This is a genomic window from Cysteiniphilum marinum (assembly GCF_014857925.1).
Taxonomy (GTDB): Bacteria; Pseudomonadota; Gammaproteobacteria; order Francisellales; family Francisellaceae; genus Caedibacter; species Caedibacter marinus.
In genome coordinates this window covers 110,219-129,336 of sequence record NZ_JACYVZ010000004.1, presented here as the reverse complement: position 1 = coordinate 129,336, position 19,118 = coordinate 110,219, and the positions used below count along the sequence as shown (strand labels likewise).

The window sequence follows — 19,118 nt, the reverse complement described above, 5'->3', positions numbered from 1 at the left end:
TGGAAGTGGCATATCAGGAGTAAGTAATGCAAGTTAAACAAGTCAAAAAAATTATTTTTACCGCCAGCGCAGCGACAGCGATGGTTTTATTTAGCAATAGTGCGTTAGCTAACCAAAAGCTATTGCGTGTTTGTACCACAGGTGACTATCCACCATTGACATCATATGACGCAAATACGGGAGAGTACAAAGGCTTTGCAATCACTGTCGCAAAAGAGTTTGCGCATAAGATTAAGCGTAAAGTTGAATTTGTGCATAGTACATGGTCAAGCTTAAGTGATGATCTTAAAACAAAATGCGATATCGCGATGGGTGGTATTAGTTACACACCTGAGCGTGCAAACATGTTTTATTTATCAACGGGCGTGCTATCGAACCAAAAAGCCCCTGTTTTTTCTAAGGAAAATGAATCTACGTTTAAAAACCTTGCAAGCATTGACCAAAAAGGTGTGACCGTTATTGAGAATAAAGGTGGCACAAATCAGCCTTTTGCTGAGAGCTATATTCGTAATGCTGAAGTAAAGATTTTGCCAACCAATGCAGAAGTGTATGCCTGTTTGAACAAATACCCTCAAAAGAAACTAGTTATGTTTACTGACAAAATTGAAGTGCAATACCGTGCAGATATGAAAGATAGTGTGTTGAGTGATCATGGACTTAAATTTGATTTAAATTCTATCCCAGGCAATAAAGTCAGCCAAAAGGTTTTTATGACCAATAAAACCAAAGATGGTAAGTGGTTAATTAAGAAAATGAACAGCTTTTATAAGCATCATAAAAAAGACTTTAACACGTGGTATCAAGATGCCTTAAAAACACAATATCCTGCAGTGAAGGCGAGTTGCCCATTTTAGTGTTTTAGATCATAGGATAAATAATGGATTATCAGAAAATTATCGATGAATACCCGCAAGAATATTGCTCGTTACTTGAGCTTTGCTATGGTGAGGGCATGATGTCAGAAGGTGGGAGTGAAGCTATTGATCAGCTGTTTTCAGGTGTTGATTTACACAATAAAAAAGTATTAGAAATTGGTTTTGGTCAAGGTGGTTTGGCGCAGTATATTTCAAGTAAATATCCAAGTATTGACTATCATGGTGTTGAGATTAATGCCGATATGGTTAAGCATGCAAATAAGCATTACAAGAAAACAAATACGCATTTCTATCACCTAGAAAACCCTGATGTTTTGCCCTTTTCAGAGCTAAGCTTTGATCTGATGTTTTCTAAAGGTGTATTGGTGCATCTGGATAATAAACTGCCATTATTTACAGAAATACATCGTGTGTGTAAAAAAGATGGACTGTTTATTGTGAATGACTGGTTAAGTCCAGATGGAATAGGTTTTGGAGAGCTTGTCGATAAAATGTGTGAGCTTGAAGGGTTAACGCTTTATCCAACGACAATGATCCAATATATTGAAGTATTAACAGCGGCGGGATTTTTAGTAGAGTCGATGACTAGCGAAAATAAAGCGTATGCACAATATAATGCCGATGTTGTGACACGTTTGCAGCAACAAGCAATAAAGCAACAATTTCTAGCAACGCATAGCAAAGAAGAATATCAAGAATGTATTGATGCTTATGGCTGGATTTCACAGGCTTTTGCACAAGAGAGTTTGTTATTAAGACATTTTGTAAGCAGGAAAACCAAGCAATGAAAACCCATGAAATTGTACACCCCATTGTTCAGCATAAATTAAGCCTATTAAGGGATGAGTCGACTTCAAGTCGTGACTTTAGGATGATCACTAGCGAGCTTGCCATGTTGTTATGTTATGAAGCATTAAGTGATCTAATGGTTGAAGAGGAGATTATTGAGCATTGGCAGGGGCGGCTTGCGGTACCTATGCTTAAAAAGCCACTACCAACTTTTTGCCCAATACTGCGTGCGGGACTTGGCATGCTAGATGGTGCGTTATCTTTATTACCCAATGCACCCGTGACAATGGTCGGTGTCGAGCGTGATGAAGAGACTGCTAAGCCACGCGAGTATTACTTCAAAGCATGTGTTGACATTAATGAACGCACTGCGGTCATTCTCGACCCGATGCTTGCCACTGCTGGATCAATCAATAAGACGATTTCACTGCTTAAATCCGAAGGATGCAAGCATTTTATTGTAGTAACGTTATTAGCCTCACCAGAGGGTATTGCGATTCTTGAGAAAGCGCATCCCGAGGTTGAGCTTTATACCGCTTCAATTGATCAATGTCTTAATGAAAAAGCCTATATTATCCCTGGACTTGGTGATGCAGGTGATAAAATTTTTGCAACTCGTTAGCTGCGGATATGCTAAACTGATTCACAAAGATGTTTAATTGAATCTAAAAGGCGTTGTGATGAGCGGAAAAATTCAAGTTACAGTCGATGAAAGCTTAAATAAAGCAATCCATATTCAGGCGCAAAAAATGGGATTGTCTGTTAGTTCTTATGCAAGATATGCCATTAAAGATTTTATGGCGCGAAATAATTCACATAAGACACTGTTGGAAAAGGCGATGGAGTCTGAAAGCGAGGAAATTTCGCTAGCTGCTTTTAAAAAACAAATTAAGGCACTAAAAGGTGCTTAATAATCTTTACCGATTTCCTATGATATTTACAAGCGGTGACATCAATTTTATGGCATGATATAGCCCAAATTATCAAAGCATATACCATCGTAAATCGTTTTATGGTATTTAATGTTGAAGAAGTTTTCGATGCTTTTAGATGATTGGGTTGCAGGTAATAGTTGGAACTATTGGTAAAATTCAATCATCTAAAAGCGCGATCAATTCAATGGCAGAAATACTTTAAAATGATTTGAGATGGTTACAATGAAAAGGAAAAGTTATGTTGGTTGGACTGATCATTGCCGCCTTTATATTGGGTCTTATTATTGGGTTTTTATTCGTCAAAGTTTCAAGCAGATCGCAACAAGTAAAGTTGAAAGCGCTTGAAGAGGAGTTGCCGCAAATTGAGGCACTACTTCAGGATAAAGAGAGTCAACTGCAGCAAAGCCAGCAGCAAAACTTGGTATTGACAACGGATCATAAGCATTATCAAGAGCAAGAAAAGCGCTTAAGCCAAGAACTCAGTATGACGAAACAAAAGTTTGAGATTCGCAGTGATGAAGTGCTTAAGCTGCAAAATAAACTTGCCAGTGATGAAGCCAAGATTGACTCGTTGGCTAAAGATGGTGAGCGCTTGATAGTTGAGCTTAATAAGTTGTCAACTAAGCATGATGAGCTGTTAGCTAAAGTTGATCATTTAACCGAGGAAAAATCAGCACTTCAGGCGGAGCGCTCAAAACTCCTAAAGCACATTGAAGCACAAGAGCAAAACGCACAGGAAAAAATTGCACTACTAGAGAATGCCAAAAAGAGTCTGACCGAGCAGTTCGAGAATTTGGCAAATCGCATTTTTGAAGAAAAGGGCGAGAAGTTTGCCAATCAGAATAAAGTGAATTTGGCAGAAGTATTGCAGCCGTTTAAAAATGATATTAATGAGTTTAAGAAGAAAGTTGATGATGTCTATGTGCATGAAGCCAAAGAACGAGCCTCATTGCAAAAAGAAGTCAATAAGCTGTTTGAATTAAATCAAGAGATGAACAAAGAGGCGAAAAATCTGACCAAAGCGCTTAAAGGTGATAAGAAACTGCAAGGCGATTGGGGTGAAGTGGTGCTTGAGCGTGTGCTTGAATCATCAGGTCTACGCAAAGGTCATGAGTATGATGTGCAGACAAGCTTTAAAGCAAGTGATGATGAAGACAATACCAAGGTTATGCGCCCTGATGCGATTGTTCACTTGCCTGATGGCAAAGACGTCATTATCGATGCCAAGGTTTCTTTGGTAAGTTATGATGCCTATACGCGCGCTGATAGTGATAGCTCAAAACAAGAATATCTTAAGAAGCATATTGACGCGATTCGTCAGCATATTGCATTGTTGTCATCTAAAAACTACGAGCGTTTATCGCAGGTTAATTCATTGGATTTTATTTTGATGTTTATGCCAATTGAAGCAGCTTTTGTAGTGGCATTCCAGCATGATGATAGCTTGTTTCAAGAAGCCTTTAAAAAGCGCATTATTATCGTAACACCAACGACTTTATTGGCAACATTAGGTACCATTCGTAACACATGGAAATATGAAAGCTTAAATAAAAACGCCAGTGACATCACCGATCGCGCAACCAAAATGCTTGATAAGTTTCGTGGTTTTGTTGAAGATGTTGAGACACTTGGTAAGCAGTTAGATAGAACCAAAGAGACTTATGATGGTGCGCTGAACAAGCTAACTAAAGGTAGAGGAAACTTAATCTCCCAAGCCGTGCAACTCGAAAATATGGGGGTACATATGAAAAAGTCGTTACCAAAAGACATTGTTGAGCAATCAGAACTGGAGTTGTCACAACATGAAGATAAGTAAATTTATTGCCCATAGAGGGGCGAATAACATCGCGCCTGAAAATACGATGTTGGCATTTAAAAAGGCCTATGAGGCGGGTGCGCGCTGGATTGAGATAGATGTGCAGTTAAGTGCTGATAATGTGCTTTTTATCTTTCATGATAATAATGCGAAGAAGCTTACAGGATTAGATGTTGATCTAACCAGTCAAGCTTGGACTGATATTAGTAAGCTTCATGTATTAAATGATCGCTTCCCAGAGGTGCGTGCCAAGATTCCAACGATGGATGAGTATTTAGCTTGGATGGCAACTAAACCGGATCTATATACCAATATTGAGATTAAGGTCAAAGCTGAGTTTGATACTGATTATGAAGTGTGCTTGGTTAAGCACTTATTGGGTCTTGTTGAGCGTTACCCACAATTGCATTCACGCATTCTGTTATCGAGCTTTTCAGAGTACATCTTAGCGCAATTGGCTGAAAGTAAAACAAAACTGGCATGTGAATTTTTGATTGAAGTTAAAGATTGGCAGCGTGAAGAGCATAGCATTTTTACTGAAACAAAGAAGAAGTTTGATCAGTGGGGCTGTATCGCTCTAGGTATTAATAGTGCGGTACTTAATCGTGAGCGTATTGCGCAATTAAAAGAAGCTTTTCACACCGTGCTAGTTTATTCGATTGGCTCATTGCCAGATGAAGAGATTCATAAATTGCTTAACGAGGGTGCTGATAGTGTATTTATCGATAGTATGACTGTATTGCAATCTGAGCCAAAGCGCATTGGCTTTTTAGCAACAGGGGATGAAATCACAACGGGCGATGTCATTAATACCAATACCCCTAAGCTGGCTGAAAAGCTATATGAACACGGCTTTCAGCCGGGGTTACATCTAGCTAGTTTTGATGCTAAAGAGAAGCTCAAAACAAGTCTTCGATTTTTACTACAAGAGCATGATGTTGTTATTACAGTGGGTGGTTTGGGGCCCACCGAAGATGATAAGACCTGCGAGGCGATTGCCGAAGTTTTTAATAAGCCTTTAGTGTTTAATGAAGATTCTTGGCAGCGAATTTTCACGCGTATTTCTAGTCGCTTTGCAACTGTGCCTGAGAATAACAAGAAACAGGCGTATTTCCCCGAAGGTGCTGAGGTGCTTGTTAATGCGCAAGGTACAGCGGATGGTTGCTATGTTACTGTCGATAATAAGCATTTATTTATGCTACCAGGGCCGCCACATGAATGTTTGCCAATGTTTGATCAAGAGGTTTTACCTAGACTGCTTCATTTGCAGCTACACAACACACCGGTACGCTATCAATGGCAATTATTGGGTGCTTCAGAAGCGCATATTGCCAAGATGTTAAGCCCGTTGGCTGCTGAATATCAGCTAGAGCTTGGTTATCGTGCGGCATATCCATATCTTGAAGTTAAGCTGCATGTCACAACTGCGCAGGATGTATCGTTACTTGCTCATGAGATTACCAAAGTAGTTGAGCCATTTTTAGCAACAACGACTAAGCAACATGCCAGTGAAGTGCTCAAGACATATCTTAAAACAGGTGAGGTGAGCCTCAGCATGCAAAAGGATGTCACCAAAGGTTATGTATATAGTCATTTAGCACAATTGATGCCAGTCACTGAAGCTAAGCCAAAGTTAAGTGTTCAGTTGCAAACCAATGGCATGCTTGGGTTTTGGAGCAAAAGCTCACAATTGGTTGATGATCTGTCATTAGTGATTAAGGCAAATGATCACATTAAAAATAGAAGCTTTGAACAAGAGCATCATGTGCGTTTTAGCAATAAAGGTAAGCATAGTTTTCAATTTATATACGAGTGGATTTGTGCGCAAGTCTTACATGTTATTCAAAAAGAGGGGGGCTAGAGAGAATGAGTAAACCATTAGTTGGTGTTGTTATGGGTTCAAAGTCTGATTGGGAGACAATGCAAAATACCACAGAGACCTTAAAGCAATTGGGTATTCCTTATGAGGTACAAGTTGTTTCAGCGCATCGCACACCTGATTTATTATTTAGCTATGCGCAAACAGCCGAGCAAAAAGGACTAAAAGCAATTATTGCAGGTGCCGGAGGAGCGGCACATCTACCAGGCATGCTTGCGGCGAAAACACATATCCCAGTGCTTGGTGTGCCGGTGCAATCGAAAGCTTTATCAGGACAAGATTCATTATTATCTATTGTGCAAATGCCAGCAGGCATCCCCGTGGCGACATTTGCTATTGGTCGCGCGGGTGCTGTCAATGCCGCTTTGTTTGCATGCAGCATGTTGGCTGCTGAGCATCGTGAGTATAATGAGGCAATTAAACAATATCGTCAGGCACAGACGGATAATGTGTTAAAAGATACGACTTTAGAATAATTTGCTATACTCGATTTTGCCCATTTATAAAACACTTAGACAGATTATTATTCGAGTATTTAGCATGTTATTTAATGACTTGAGAATGTTGGTAAATTATATTGATTTGAGCTGCCATAGCTATCCGTACGCACACGGATAGTGCCTGACTTTAGCCAATAGTATAATTTTATCTACATCTACATCTACATCTACATCTACATCTACATCTACATCTACAGCGTCAATATTTATACATTCTTTGCGCTGTTATTTTATGGGGAAGTTATGAAAAAGACGGTTGTGCAACTACTGATAAGTTTGTTATTGATCACAAATACATGGCAAAATGTGGCATTAGCGGCATCTTTGCCTATTGTTTCAAGTCATCATCCAACGGCGATTATTAATAGCATTAATAATACAGATAGTGCAACCACCACATACTGTTATAACGATTTAGATCAACTAACGAGTGTCCAGAATCCACATGATTGGTCGGCGCGTGAGCAAACATACAGTCAAGATGGTGATTTAATCACAGCTGCCGATGGCAAAGAATATACATTTAATGGTCAAGATCAATTGGTTCAAGTGAAGTTAAAGAATGGTAAAACAATAAACTACCAGTATTACCCTAATGGTTTACGTTCAGATCGCATTATTAAGAATGGTGAACATATCAGATTTTATTATGATCAATCGGGTCACGTGTTAGCGACAGAGAATGTCACAGCAACCCAGAAAATTAAGCACAGCTTTTTTCTCTCAGGTGTCGGCAAAGATATGGCAACCGTTGCTGAGTATAATACCCAAAACAATCAAGACAGTTATTATGTTCATCAAAATGCTGATACGGTCATGATGTTAGCGCGCTCTGTTGGCAATGGTGTATTAAAATCAGGTGGTTTAGAGGTGATGGGCAATCAGCATTATGATGCCTATGGTAATCCAAAATCCTTAGGTGATAGCTATCTTGCCCAAGCTTTTAAGTTCGCCCATCTAGAGAATAGCAATCAGGACAATAGCGCTAATAATAGCAATAGCTTAAATACCAATGCAGCGAATAACTTCACTTACAAGGGTGAGTATCAAGATGTAGACAGTAACATCGTTTACTTAAAAGCACGTGACTATGATCCAGCCAGTGCTAGATTTTTATCTCGTGATAGCTATGATGTCTGGAATCACTATAGTTATGCTGATTCTGATCCGGTGAATAAGATTGATCCGAGTGGGCATAGCGCAATGCATTTGTATGGCATATTGCAATTTGTAGGCTCATTTATGCCTGTCATTGGTGAAATCGAAATGGGCGCAGATTTAGTTCAAAAAATTTCTAAAGCAAAGAAAGAAAAAAACGGACTGTCAGCAGGTGAGATTACTGGCATTGTCTTAGGAAGTGTTTTTCTACTTGCTGTCGTATCATTTGGAGTGTATAAAGGTGTGAAAAAATATAGGAAATATAAGTTTGATAGTCTAGTCAATAAACATTGGCAACACCAATTAGAAGCATTGAAGTCTAAATTAGAAAAAATTATTGATGATCAAGCAAAATCCGTTTACTTTGTAAAACAAAAACTTGAGCATTGCATGGGAGTCGCTGATGGGTCTTTTGCAGACAGGATAAGATGGGAAAGAGAATTAAAAATAGCAGATGCTAGTACATATAATCAGATAGAAAGTAACATAAGGAAATTACAAATTAAAACTTATGAGTATAACAATAGATACTTTACGCCTTTTGAGCATAAAACAGAGGAATTTCATGAGATTAGTCAAGCGTATAAACAAAAATATATTGCGTTGTTGGGCGGGCCTTCGGTCTAATAACAGTAACTTTACAAATCGAATTTCAGGCAGTAAAGCCTTGCATTTTGCAGCAATTTTTTAAATTTAGATAGCGATAACTTTTTAAATTTATAGGGTGATATTAGAATGAGGCAAATTCGATAAAGTGGTAACATCAATATGACATTCAGGCCAAACTTGAATGCGGTATCAATAAGTGCAATCTCTATCCAATGTTGTGCCATAAATGGGTTGCTAGAGTGGTGAAAAGCGATACTAAAAAACACCATACTATCGATAAATACACCCAGTGCTGTAGATAGTAAAGATGCTGACCACCATTTTTTTGATTGCCTTAATTGATTGAATATCAGGATGTCCATCAATTGCCCAATAACGAAAGCAGCAAAACTTGCAAGTACAATTCTAACGACAAAAGGGTTAAATGAGAGCAAAGAGCTGATACCAATATAGTGGCCGTTTAAAAATATATTTGCAACAACATAAGACATAGTTGATGCCGGTAGCATGGCAACAAAAATAATTTTTCGTGCGATTTTTTGTCCTAACTTGGCACACGGTTTAACATTTTTGAGACGCTTTTTGTGTCTCTAACTGTGGTCCAAAGTATGGGGAGTATTATAGTGAAGTTAAGGACAAGTTTGACACCTCTCACTTAGAAGAATCTAAAATACAGATATAAAACCCCGTACACCTACGGATATCGATTGATTTCAGGTCTTACTATACTAATGTTTATTTAATGCATTAAACAATGGTGAAAACTATGAAATTCCAACAAAGAATATCCGTTTTATTAACCCTATTATTAGGGGGAGTGTGTATTGCCTCTGCAGCAAACATGCTACCATCGAGTAATGACATGGATGTTGTTACTCAGGATTCATCCTATTTATTCGCTGTGGATAGTCGCTACTCTCTGGAGAATCCACATGCGGGGGATTTGTTTTGTATGGACTTTAAGGTGGATGGAACGTTTTATTATTATAATTTAACGAATAGTGAGCGGATGCAAGGCAGCTATCGTTATCAAGCTTTAGCAAATAAAACACTGAGTGTGTTCGATGTTCATAATAATGATGGCTCTCACTACCAGATGATTCTTGTGCCAAAGAACAGCACCACAGGCTCATATATATATAAGCAGCCATTAAATAAACCACGACAAAAGGCTGACACTTACGCACTCACGGGGCAAGAAAGCTATCGATTGAATTATTCGCGCTACGTGTTGATTTCGCATCAAGCGAATTTTTGCCGACAAATGCTGATAAATCACTAAGGCTTAGATATTCGCCCACAAGTGCTGACTATACCCTGAGCGTAAGTCGAAGCGATTTATTGAGCATTAGTCGAAGTGGCTGTACTTGGGAAATCACACTTCATCGAAGCTTAGACATACGCTCAGCCAGCGTTTACACAATCAAAGCCGCCTGTCACACAGCTAGAATATAGCTATAAATAACAAGGAATATCTATTGATGTCTAGTTTAATGTTTGTTAAAGCCATGGTGGTTGCCAAGATGGCTGAGGCTGAAGGTGATAAAAAGTGCTGTGACGATAAGCGACAAGATAAGCCTGATATAGCATCAGAGACTATTGACGAGCAGTGTGCTAGGAATAAGATCATTAGAGAAAAATTCTGGCAGTTTCTTGCTTATTCGCATCGATAGCAAACAGATAATGGTAATAAAATAAATTGAATTTATGAATAGTAATAAAAATATTAAATTAATCATGTTTTCAAGCATGGCGGAATGGTATGAATATATTATCTATATTTACTGTGCGGGTATAATCGGTGCCACCTTTTTCCCTCAATCAAGTCAGGTGAATGCCTATATCGCAGCCTTTTTTGTGTTTGCGATGGGCTATCTTGTCAGACCGATCGGTGCAATTATCTTTGGTTATATTGGTGATAGGTATTCACGTGCGGCAGCCTTGAGTTTATCCAGCCTATTAATGGGACTGGCAGCGTTGATAATTGGGCTTTTGCCTGGTTATCAAACCATGGGCATATTTGCGTCGATTGTGCTGATTATCTGTCGAGTGTTGCAAGGACTATCTTTGGGTGGGCAATACAGTGGTAGTGTGGTCATGATCATCGAGCGCTATGGCTTAAAAGATCCGATGTCATCGGCTTTAGCTGTTTTTGGTTCTTTTGTTGGTGTTGTTATCGCGTTGGTACTTTATCATTTAGCAAGCTATTTCTTGACCAGCCAATATCTGTCACAAGGTGGTTGGAGAGTGTTCTATCTTGCATCTATTCTATTAATTATACTGTCATTGTATTTACGTAGACTGGATATTCAAGAGGAGGTTGACGTAAAAGCGCATCAACCTTCATTACCACTTTTAGAATTGTTCAAGTCACACAAAAAGGCGATGTTAAAAGTGATATTGATGTGTATACCTGGTGCAATTACTTCATGCTATCTATTGACGATGATGCCGGTAATATTGATTAATTACTTTGATATATCATCCTCTGCGATCGTCTTGAATTCGATTATTGGCTTAATCATATTTACTTTAAGTTTATTCTTATCCGTTTCGATTGTGCGTGTGATAGGCGCTAAAAACACCATGCTTTTTGCGTTAGGAATATTTGCTATACTTGCTTTGCCTCTGTTATATATGGTGAGCATTAATTCACTGTATATTAGTCTGCTATATAGTGTCTTGGGTTTGGTTTTGGGTATCTTTTATGGTGTGTTTATGCTGCCATTGGTTGCTTTTTTTCCATCCGATCTGCGGTATAGCGGTTTTTCTTTTGCTTATAACGTTGGTTTTGGTGTCTTTGTTGGTATTTTGCCTGTTGTTAGCCTGTATTTGACCAAGCTCTACGGGGTCTATTCTGTCGCATTTTTTGCAGCTGGCGTGGCAATAATATCATTAATTATTGTTTATTTTATAGTAGGAGATAATCATTATGTTGATACGAATGCATAAAATTTTTTGTTATGTAGTTATAATATTGACCGTGTTGACTCAGTCGGTCTTTGCCAATGCTGTGTATGCTTCTAGTGCTTCCCCAGTTGATCATCTGATTGAGTTATTAGCCAAGCGCTCAAGCTTGATGAAAGAGGTTGCCATTGCTAAGGCGTATGCAGCGCAGCAAAAAGGCAAGTATACGGCAACGGCTTATGATGCCAAGCAAGAAGTGCGTGTGTTGGCAGCGGCCAAGCAAGCTGCTAGTGATTGTCAGCTAGAACCTTTACCATTGTACGCCTTTACACAATTGCAGATGGATGTTGCTAAACAGATTGAGGCTTATTGGATTGGACTGTTAAAGGGCAAGAGTATTCAAGCGCCGTCACCAGAACATACGTTAACTGCTTTGCGCATTGAGTTACAAGGTTTAAATGCCAAGATTTATATTGCAATCAAGCAAAGTATGTATGTTTTAAATGTCATGCAGTTTGATAGGCTGGTTAATGAATTCAAGATTATATTTTTACAGGTATGCCCTTTTATCAAGAATACGGGACTCATAGATGCTAAGGGTTATGTTTCGCCATTACTGCTATCCTATATTAAATCATTACAAAATCTCAAACTCCGTATTCATACGGATATGATCAAAATCTCAAGTGCATATAATAGGCAATAGGTCTATGACAAGCCTGTATTTTCATGATCATTAATTAAATATGTTGGAGGATATATGCCATGCTTCATTATAGTATGCTATTACATAGTCTTTACTGCGATCAAAATCCCGATGGAGATGATGCGAGTGTTTTGAGGTCAGTGTCTGAGATAAAATACTCCAGTAGCACTGCTTCAAAGAAAAAAATAGATAATTCATTTACTGCTTGCTTAGTACGTTGCTTTAAGTGGCTGAGTTTGAAGTGATTATTCAAAGGAGTTGCTTTGTATGCTGTCGGTTAAAAAATACTTTCTAAAAATTGTGTTGTTTGGTTATTCATGCTCAAACGCATGGCATCTGTTAAATCAACAAAGATCAATAGAAACTGTTTTGAATTCAAATGGTGATCCTAGTGATAAAATTAGTTTGAGAGGTTAAATAATTGATTTGCTGCTATGCAATATCTGAAAAAGGCAAGGGGTGGGTAAATTGATAGATCAACAAAAATTACAAGAAGCAGTGGCAATGTCAGAAATGGGAGTTCCTTTATCTGTAATTGCTAAAGTTTTGGATATGTCTTTTGTTGATATTGAGCATATTAAAAATGAACAAGCTAATAATAATGAGTAATCGAAGGGGTGTCGATCTTGTTGCTTGCTCAATTACTCAAAATTGCTGAATTGAATACCGTGCTGATACGGATATCAAAAAATACGAGGATCTATAGAATGAAACATGCTCTAGCGACTGTTTTGTCGTTAGTTAATTGAAATCATAAGTTAATAAAAATGGGGTAAAAAATGAAAAAATTACAAATAATCGCGACGACAACTTTTTTCGGTTTTGCAGCAATCGGTCAAATTAGTTATGCGAATCCGATTAATAGTAGCAGTGCTGCTGTTCCTGTTAATAGCCAGACCGTAAAAGATTTAGCAGATTATATCATTCGAAGTGTAAAAGACAACAAAGCAGCAGATGATCAAGGGGGTGGTCCTGTAGCTCATCGCTACAAGCAGGCTAAATATCTCGTTCAAATGATGACAAAAAAAGGCAATTATGATCTGACTTCTATATCACCACAGACCTGTATTCAACAAGTCGAAACATTGCTCAATGGCGCAAAGCAGTATCATCAAAGTACCTATAGTGATGCGACCATTAACAGTGCCATGCATGTCATGGAGCTGTCATCAGGATTATTGTATACCGGTGCATATTTTGCCGATGGCTGTCAGACAATGCAATCGATCACTTACAATGCGGCTTATCTTATGGATAAGGCGATGGAGTTGATTGATCAGAATTATCGAGGCTGATATGCGGGTTTCTAAACTGTTATGTATTTTTGTGGGTTTTGTTGGTGTCTGTTCAAGTAATTATGTTATTGGCGATGTTGCTCTTAATTCAGAATCTGATTATACTGTCTGTATTCAAGCAATAAAGGATGCTCCTTATCCTCAGGCGTACACCGTGGTTGTTCATCCTTTGTCTGAGTCATCATGTATTTATTCTCCTTACTCAACAATACCGCAATCAAATCATGTTGTTAAGCATATTGTATTTAAAGATAAGAGTGCTGGTAATTTAAAGTGTGCTTACATTGGTAGATCCTATTTTGACTGTGATACTGCATATTTCCGACTATCGCTGCTTGTTGATAATGACCCTAGTAAGAGCCGTGAGATATCATTAACTAATGCTCATACTGATCAGTATACGAGTCATACTAGAGGCGAACCAAAATATTATTTCATTGGTCTATCAGATAAAAATACTTCGCTGAATTATCTCCAGATATCAAAATCTTTGACGCTGAGTCATGAGACCGCAGAAATAGGTGGGATTGATAACAATATGTTGGATCATAAATATGGCGGGATAGATGTGTTATTTAGTCCAGATGGCACCTTTACATGACATTAAGGTTGTTAGGTTCAATACTTTAATTATTCGTTAATAAAATATAGGATAGTTCTATGATTAAGATAAGTCACTCTTTATATATTCTTATACTTTTTCCATTTTTAGGATTTAGTTTATCCATGCATGTTTGTGTCTATAGTGATGATGCGCAAAATACGCACAAGTATCAATTCAATTTTAACAGTATTGATGATACCAATAGTTACTACCCTCTTAGTGTCAAAGTCAATGGTAAAGGAATCTTTTGTTCGCCTGATAGCGATACTCTACTGTATACAAAGCCGATAATGATTTCAGGGTATGAAGTGGGTGATTATGAAAATGTTCCTGCTGATATCAATTACTCTTTTCAAGCGTTCATTACTACCGACATTGGACAAGATATATATCGTCAAATTGCGCCTAATACTAACGATAATAGTGGTACATTCGATCATCCTATGGTAGGCATTGTTGCCAACTCATCCAATTCTAATTCTGGTGTTTATCCACAAATTACCACAGGTAAGAAAAACTTTGTTAACACATTGCAACTGTCATTAGGTCCAGTAATGAGTGGCTTGAATTATGTATATTGTGCTCATTCTGGTCCTAATGATTTGTGTCAAGATGATGGCAGTAGTTATGATGTAATCACAGGCGGTATTTATGTGATATGGTCGCCAAAGCATGAACTTACATCTTTAATCCCCGTTTAACTTATATTTAGGAAATAATTATGCGTACTGTTTTATTAATGATCTTGATTGTATTATTCAATAATGTTTTTGCAGCAACGACTGGTGATCTAAAAATGTGTGTTTATAACTCAATAGATGTTAATAATATTTATACTATAACTATTCCACCAAAAAAGTATGATCACTGTTGGTATTATGGCGGAAAAGATCATAAAGGTCATCAGGTTACTATCCCTAGTAAGGATAGTTACCAAGTACATGTCCTAGTAGCTTATGGTAAAGGTTTGCACTGTATATCAATAGGTCACTTTAGAACAGATAATGGCGGTTTGGTTTGTGGGCCTTCTTCTAGTTTTTTCTATATTTCTATTGTGAGTCTGATTGATGGCAAAGGATTTTTGTTTATTGTAGCAGATGGTGAAAACCATGATTTTGGTGATGGTGATCGCTCATATGACATTGGTATAATGCCTCCCAACCAATCTGTTGATTCAAGTCATCCAGCACGCCTAAATATACTAACTAAATACCTGCGTGTTGGTGATTCAAATGTCAAAGCTGGTCGATCTGCTTATGTGCATTGTCAGGATGGCTATTGTTACGATAAATGCTCGAATGGTGATAGTTTTTGCTCTGGAGGTGTCTATGTACAATACTCACCTAACGGTGAATGGACGTAGTGTCAGATAACTATGATACGCGAATAATTTAAAGATCGATGTAACAACAAAGTTTGTATTCTGTTTCTGTTCCTTCTTAGATTGCGTGCTATAATACTAGCATGTGTATGGACAGCACCTGACTTTAGCCAATAGTATAATTTTATCTACATCTACATCTACAATGGCAATATTTATCAATTGTCTTTACATTATCTTTATGGGGAAAGTATGAATAAGCAATTAGTTAGAATCCTGATTGGTGTCTTTGTCATTACAAGCACATGGCAGAATGTGGCATTAGCGGCATCATTGCCTGTTGTTAAGAGTAATCATTCAATGGTGATGATTAATAGCATTAATAATACAGATAGTGCAACCACCACATACTGGTATAACGATTTAGATCAACTAACGAGTGTCCAGAATCCACATGATTGGTCGGCACGTGAGCAAACATATAGTCAAGATGGTGATTTAATCACAGCTGCCGATGGCAAAGAATATACATTTAACGGTCAAGATCAATTGGTTGAAGTGAAGTTAAAGAGTGGTAAAACGATAAACTACCAGTATTATCCTAATGGTTTACGCTCAGATCGCATTATTAAGAACGGTGAACACGTCAGGTTTTATTATGATCAATCGGGTCACGTGTTAGCGACAGAGAATGTCACAGCAACCCAGAAAATTAAGCACAGCTTTTTTCTCTCAGGTCTTGGCAAAGATATGGCAACTGTTGCTGAGTATAACACTCAAAACAATCAAGACAGTTATTATGTTCATCAAAATGGTGATACGGTGATGATGTTAGCGCACGCTGTTGGCAATGGTGTATTAAAATCAGGTGGTTTAGAGGTAATGGGTAATCAGCATTATGATGCCTATGGTAATCCAAAATCCTTAGGTGATAGCTATCTTGCCCAAGCTTTTAAGTTCGCCCATCTAGAGAATAGCAATCAAGACAAAAACGTAAATAATAGCAATAGCTTAGATACCAATGCAGCGAATAACTTCACTTACAAGGGTGAGTATCAAGATGTAGACAGTAACATCGTTTACTTAAAAGCACGTGACTATGATCCTGCTAGTGCTAGATTTTTATCTAGAGACAGTTATGATGTATGGAATCATTATAGTTATGCTGATTCTGATCCTGTGAATAAGATTGATCCGAGTGGGCATAGCGCAATGCATTTGTATGGTATATTGCAATTTGTAGGCTCATTTATGCCTGTCATTGGTGAAATCGAAATGGGCGCAGACTTAGTTCAAAAAATTTCTAAAGCGACACAAGAAAAAGGTGGGCTTTCGGCAGGTGCTATTACTGGCATTGTCGTAGGAGCAGTTGCTCTAATTTCACTTATATCGTATGGAGTGTATAAAAAATATTTAGGATCGCGATCTCTTGCTAATAGTGTAGTGGATGTACCAAGACCTACTAATAGACATTTTCAGATATCTAGTAATCGAAAAATCTATATAAATTTACATTTAAGACAAGAGGAGAATACATTTACTGCTTTGGCTTCTAAACTAAAAGGAGAGCTAGATAATATGAGTAATGAGGAGCTCAAAAATATGTTCAAGAACAATAAGCAATCTTTAAAATTCGATTTCAATCAATATAAGAATGCATTTTCAAGTATGGGTATGGCTTCTGGGCGCGGCATGCAAAGGCTTACATTTAAATATCGCTTTTATGAAGCTTTAAGAAATGTTTTAGAAGACGTGAGCGTAGCAGACCCAATAGATGATATCTATGAGTTTTTGACAGACGAGAACCAAATTGACTTATTTGCAAACTATTATTTTGAAATATCTAATACTAACAATAGTGACGCTATGTATCAGACTGCTAGAGATTTTGGGTTCTTTAGAGAATGATCATTGTTAAAAATATCAGGCTTACCGTAACACAATAACACACCTTCTAATGTGCCAATACAGAATGAGGCTTCGATGGAGTTGTTGTAGCATCCCCAACTATTTGGCATTGATAGTCCCAGGGTAAATGCGGAGATCATTTCAGTCATACCGTACCCATACGGATAGCACCTAACTTTAGCTAATAGTATAATTTTATCTACATCTATATCTACAGCGGCAACAGTTGTTCATTATTTGCGTTTTTATTTTATGGGGAAGTTATGAAAAAGACGATTGTGCAACTACTGATAAGTTTGTTGTTGATCACAAGCACATGGCAGAATGTCGCATTAGCGGCATCATTGCCTGTTGTTTCAAGTCATCATCCAACGGCGATTATTAATAGCGGTAATAATACAGATAGCACAACCACCACATACAGGTATAACAATTTAGATCAACTAATGAGTGTCCAGAATCCACATGATTGGTCGTCACGCGATCAAACATATAGTCAAGATGGTGATTTGATCACAGCTGCTGATGGCAAAGAATATACATTCAATGGTCAAGATCAATTGGTTAAAGTGAAGTTAAAGAGTGGTAAAAAAATAAACTACCAGTATTACCCTAATGGTTTACGCTCAGATCGGATTATTAAGAATGGTGAACATATCAGGTTTTATTATGATCAATCAGGTCACGTGTTAGCGACAGAGAATGTTACAGCAACCGAGAAAATTAAGCACAGCTTTTTTCTCTCAGGTCTTGGCAAAGATATGGCGACAGTTGCTGAGTATAATACCCAAAACAATCAAGGCAGTTACTATGTGCATCAAAATGGTGATACGGTAATGATGTTGGCGCGCTCTGTTGGCAATGGTGTATTGCAATCAGGTGGCTTAGAGGTAATGGGCAATCAACAGTACGATGCTTATGGTAATCCAAAAGCTTTGAATGACAGCTATCTTGCCAAGGCATTTAAATTCGCCCATCTAGGGAATAGCAATCAAGACGATAACTCTAATAAGAACAGCTTAAATACGACTGCTGCCAATAACTTTACTTACAAGGGTGAGTATCAGGACTTAGACAGTAACACTGTTTACTTAAAAGCACGTGACTATGATCCTGCCAGTGCCAGATTTTTATCCAGAGACAGTTATGACGTGTGGAATCATTATAGCTATGCTGATTCGGATCCGGTGAATAAGATTGATCCGAGTGGGCATATGCCAAAGGCATTAGAGCTTTTGATGTTAATAGCGCTAACTGTGGTTGTTGATTCATTAGCTGGCTATATAACAGGATATGCCTTAGGTTTATTCTTTAAATCAAATATTACGATACAAAACATGATAATCCCATTTCTAGCTGGAGCTACAGGAGGGGCTGCTAGTGATATATCTTCTCAGCTCATATTTAAGAAAAAAAATCAAAAAATTAATTCTGGTGAGGTGATTGCAATGAGTGCTATTGGTGGCGGTTTATCGATTTTTACGAGTTTATTTGGAGCATCTAAAGGGTTAAAAAAGTTTAAGACTCAGCAGATAAGAGAAGATTTAAAACAATTAAATGAGATTTATGATAATTTATCTTTTAATGGTTCTAATCATACAGCAGCTGCAACATCAGAAAATGATTTACTGGATAAGTATACTAGAGCTTATAAAGACAAAAACGGAAATGATCGATTGATGCTTAATAATATGGTTAAGAAGGAAAGTGAAAATTACGATAAAGATTCAAAACTTTTCATATTTGTCAATAAAAGTGATAAAGACTTATCTGTACATTATGCCTCTAATGAACGATATTTGACAGGATAGATGAT

At 37.7% G+C, this 19,118-nt stretch carries 20 protein-coding genes; 19 read left to right on the top strand and 1 reads right to left on the bottom strand.

Features of this window, described 5'->3' with window-relative positions; translation table 11 throughout:
* Positions 1-26: 26 nt before the first annotated feature.
* The 8 genes from IE867_RS04005 (at position 27) to IE867_RS03970 (ending at position 8,579) form a co-directional block, all read left to right on the top strand.
* On the top strand, positions 27-854 hold the full coding sequence (locus IE867_RS04005) for a transporter substrate-binding domain-containing protein (RefSeq protein ID WP_192483491.1): 828 nt from the start codon (positions 27-29) through the stop codon (positions 852-854).
* Between the two features lie 23 nt (positions 855-877).
* Positions 878-1,663, top strand: coding sequence for a class I SAM-dependent methyltransferase (locus IE867_RS04000; RefSeq protein ID WP_192483490.1), 786 nt, complete (start codon positions 878-880; stop codon positions 1,661-1,663).
* Positions 1,660-2,286, top strand: a complete 627-nt coding sequence (gene upp, locus IE867_RS03995) for a uracil phosphoribosyltransferase (protein WP_192483489.1) — start codon at positions 1,660-1,662, stop codon at positions 2,284-2,286. Before IE867_RS04000 ends, upp begins: the two co-directional genes overlap by 4 nt.
* A 58-nt stretch (positions 2,287-2,344) precedes the next feature.
* Positions 2,345-2,575 carry a hypothetical protein gene (locus tag IE867_RS03990; RefSeq protein ID WP_192483488.1) on the top strand — a complete coding sequence of 77 codons (231 nt, stop codon included), beginning with the start codon at positions 2,345-2,347 and terminating at the stop codon, positions 2,573-2,575.
* A 262-nt stretch (positions 2,576-2,837) separates the two neighbouring features.
* Positions 2,838-4,415 (top strand): DNA recombination protein RmuC, encoded by a 1,578-nt coding sequence (rmuC, locus tag IE867_RS03985; RefSeq protein WP_192483487.1) that lies wholly within the window; start codon positions 2,838-2,840, stop codon positions 4,413-4,415.
* The gene (locus IE867_RS03980) at positions 4,402-6,276 is read left to right on the top strand and encodes a glycerophosphodiester phosphodiesterase family protein (RefSeq protein WP_192483486.1); all 1,875 of its coding nucleotides are present in this window, start codon (positions 4,402-4,404) and stop codon (positions 6,274-6,276) included. The genes rmuC and IE867_RS03980 overlap by 14 nt, the downstream gene beginning before the upstream one ends.
* A gap of 5 nt (positions 6,277-6,281) precedes the next feature.
* Entirely contained in the window at positions 6,282-6,770 is a 489-nt protein-coding gene (gene purE / locus IE867_RS03975; RefSeq protein ID WP_192483485.1) for a 5-(carboxyamino)imidazole ribonucleotide mutase, read from the top strand.
* Positions 6,771-7,037: 267 nt separating this feature from the next.
* A complete protein-coding gene (locus IE867_RS03970; RefSeq protein ID WP_192483484.1) occupies positions 7,038-8,579 on the top strand; it encodes an RHS repeat domain-containing protein in 1,542 nt (513 codons plus the stop codon).
* A gap of 11 nt (positions 8,580-8,590) precedes the next feature.
* Here the strand turns inward: IE867_RS03970 and IE867_RS03965 are convergent, their stop codons facing one another.
* A complete protein-coding gene (locus tag IE867_RS03965) occupies positions 8,591-9,097 on the bottom strand; it encodes a queuosine precursor transporter (RefSeq protein WP_318779312.1) in 507 nt (168 codons plus the stop codon).
* Positions 9,098-9,327: 230 nt separating this feature from the next.
* On the opposite strand from IE867_RS03965, the gene IE867_RS03960 reads away from it, so the two are divergent.
* The 11 genes from IE867_RS03960 to IE867_RS03910 all read left to right on the top strand — a co-directional run bounded on the left by IE867_RS03960 (position 9,328) and on the right by IE867_RS03910 (position 19,113).
* Positions 9,328-9,843 carry a hypothetical protein gene (locus IE867_RS03960; RefSeq protein ID WP_192483482.1) on the top strand — a complete coding sequence of 172 codons (516 nt, stop codon included), beginning with the start codon at positions 9,328-9,330 and terminating at the stop codon, positions 9,841-9,843.
* A gap of 199 nt (positions 9,844-10,042) precedes the next feature.
* The gene (locus IE867_RS03955; protein ID WP_192483481.1) at positions 10,043-10,234 is read left to right on the top strand and encodes a hypothetical protein; all 192 of its coding nucleotides are present in this window, start codon (positions 10,043-10,045) and stop codon (positions 10,232-10,234) included.
* 34 nt (positions 10,235-10,268) lie between these two features.
* Positions 10,269-11,513 (top strand): MFS transporter, encoded by a 1,245-nt coding sequence (locus IE867_RS03950; RefSeq protein WP_192483480.1) that lies wholly within the window; start codon positions 10,269-10,271, stop codon positions 11,511-11,513.
* A gap of 25 nt (positions 11,514-11,538) precedes the next feature.
* A complete protein-coding gene (locus IE867_RS03945) occupies positions 11,539-12,174 on the top strand; it encodes a chorismate mutase family protein (protein WP_192483479.1) in 636 nt (211 codons plus the stop codon).
* Between the two features lie 468 nt (positions 12,175-12,642).
* Positions 12,643-12,783 carry a hypothetical protein gene (locus IE867_RS03940; RefSeq protein ID WP_192483478.1) on the top strand — a complete coding sequence of 47 codons (141 nt, stop codon included), beginning with the start codon at positions 12,643-12,645 and terminating at the stop codon, positions 12,781-12,783.
* Between the two features lie 170 nt (positions 12,784-12,953).
* Positions 12,954-13,469: a hypothetical protein gene (locus IE867_RS03935; protein ID WP_192483477.1), complete on the top strand. Its 516-nt coding sequence runs from the start codon at positions 12,954-12,956 to the stop codon at positions 13,467-13,469.
* Position 13,470: 1 nt separating this feature from the next.
* Entirely contained in the window at positions 13,471-14,070 is a 600-nt protein-coding gene (locus IE867_RS03930; protein WP_192483476.1) for a hypothetical protein, read from the top strand.
* Positions 14,071-14,129: 59 nt separating this feature from the next.
* Complete coding sequence (locus IE867_RS03925; protein ID WP_192483475.1) at positions 14,130-14,774, top strand: hypothetical protein; 645 nt, start codon at positions 14,130-14,132, stop codon at positions 14,772-14,774.
* Between the two features lie 20 nt (positions 14,775-14,794).
* The gene (locus tag IE867_RS03920; RefSeq protein WP_192483474.1) at positions 14,795-15,436 is read left to right on the top strand and encodes a hypothetical protein; all 642 of its coding nucleotides are present in this window, start codon (positions 14,795-14,797) and stop codon (positions 15,434-15,436) included.
* Between the two features lie 210 nt (positions 15,437-15,646).
* Complete coding sequence (locus IE867_RS03915; RefSeq protein WP_192483473.1) at positions 15,647-17,302, top strand: RHS repeat domain-containing protein; 1,656 nt, start codon at positions 15,647-15,649, stop codon at positions 17,300-17,302.
* Positions 17,303-17,565: 263 nt separating this feature from the next.
* Positions 17,566-19,113, top strand: a complete 1,548-nt coding sequence (locus tag IE867_RS03910; RefSeq protein WP_192483472.1) for an RHS repeat domain-containing protein — start codon at positions 17,566-17,568, stop codon at positions 19,111-19,113.
* The last annotated feature ends 5 nt before the right edge of the window (positions 19,114-19,118 follow it).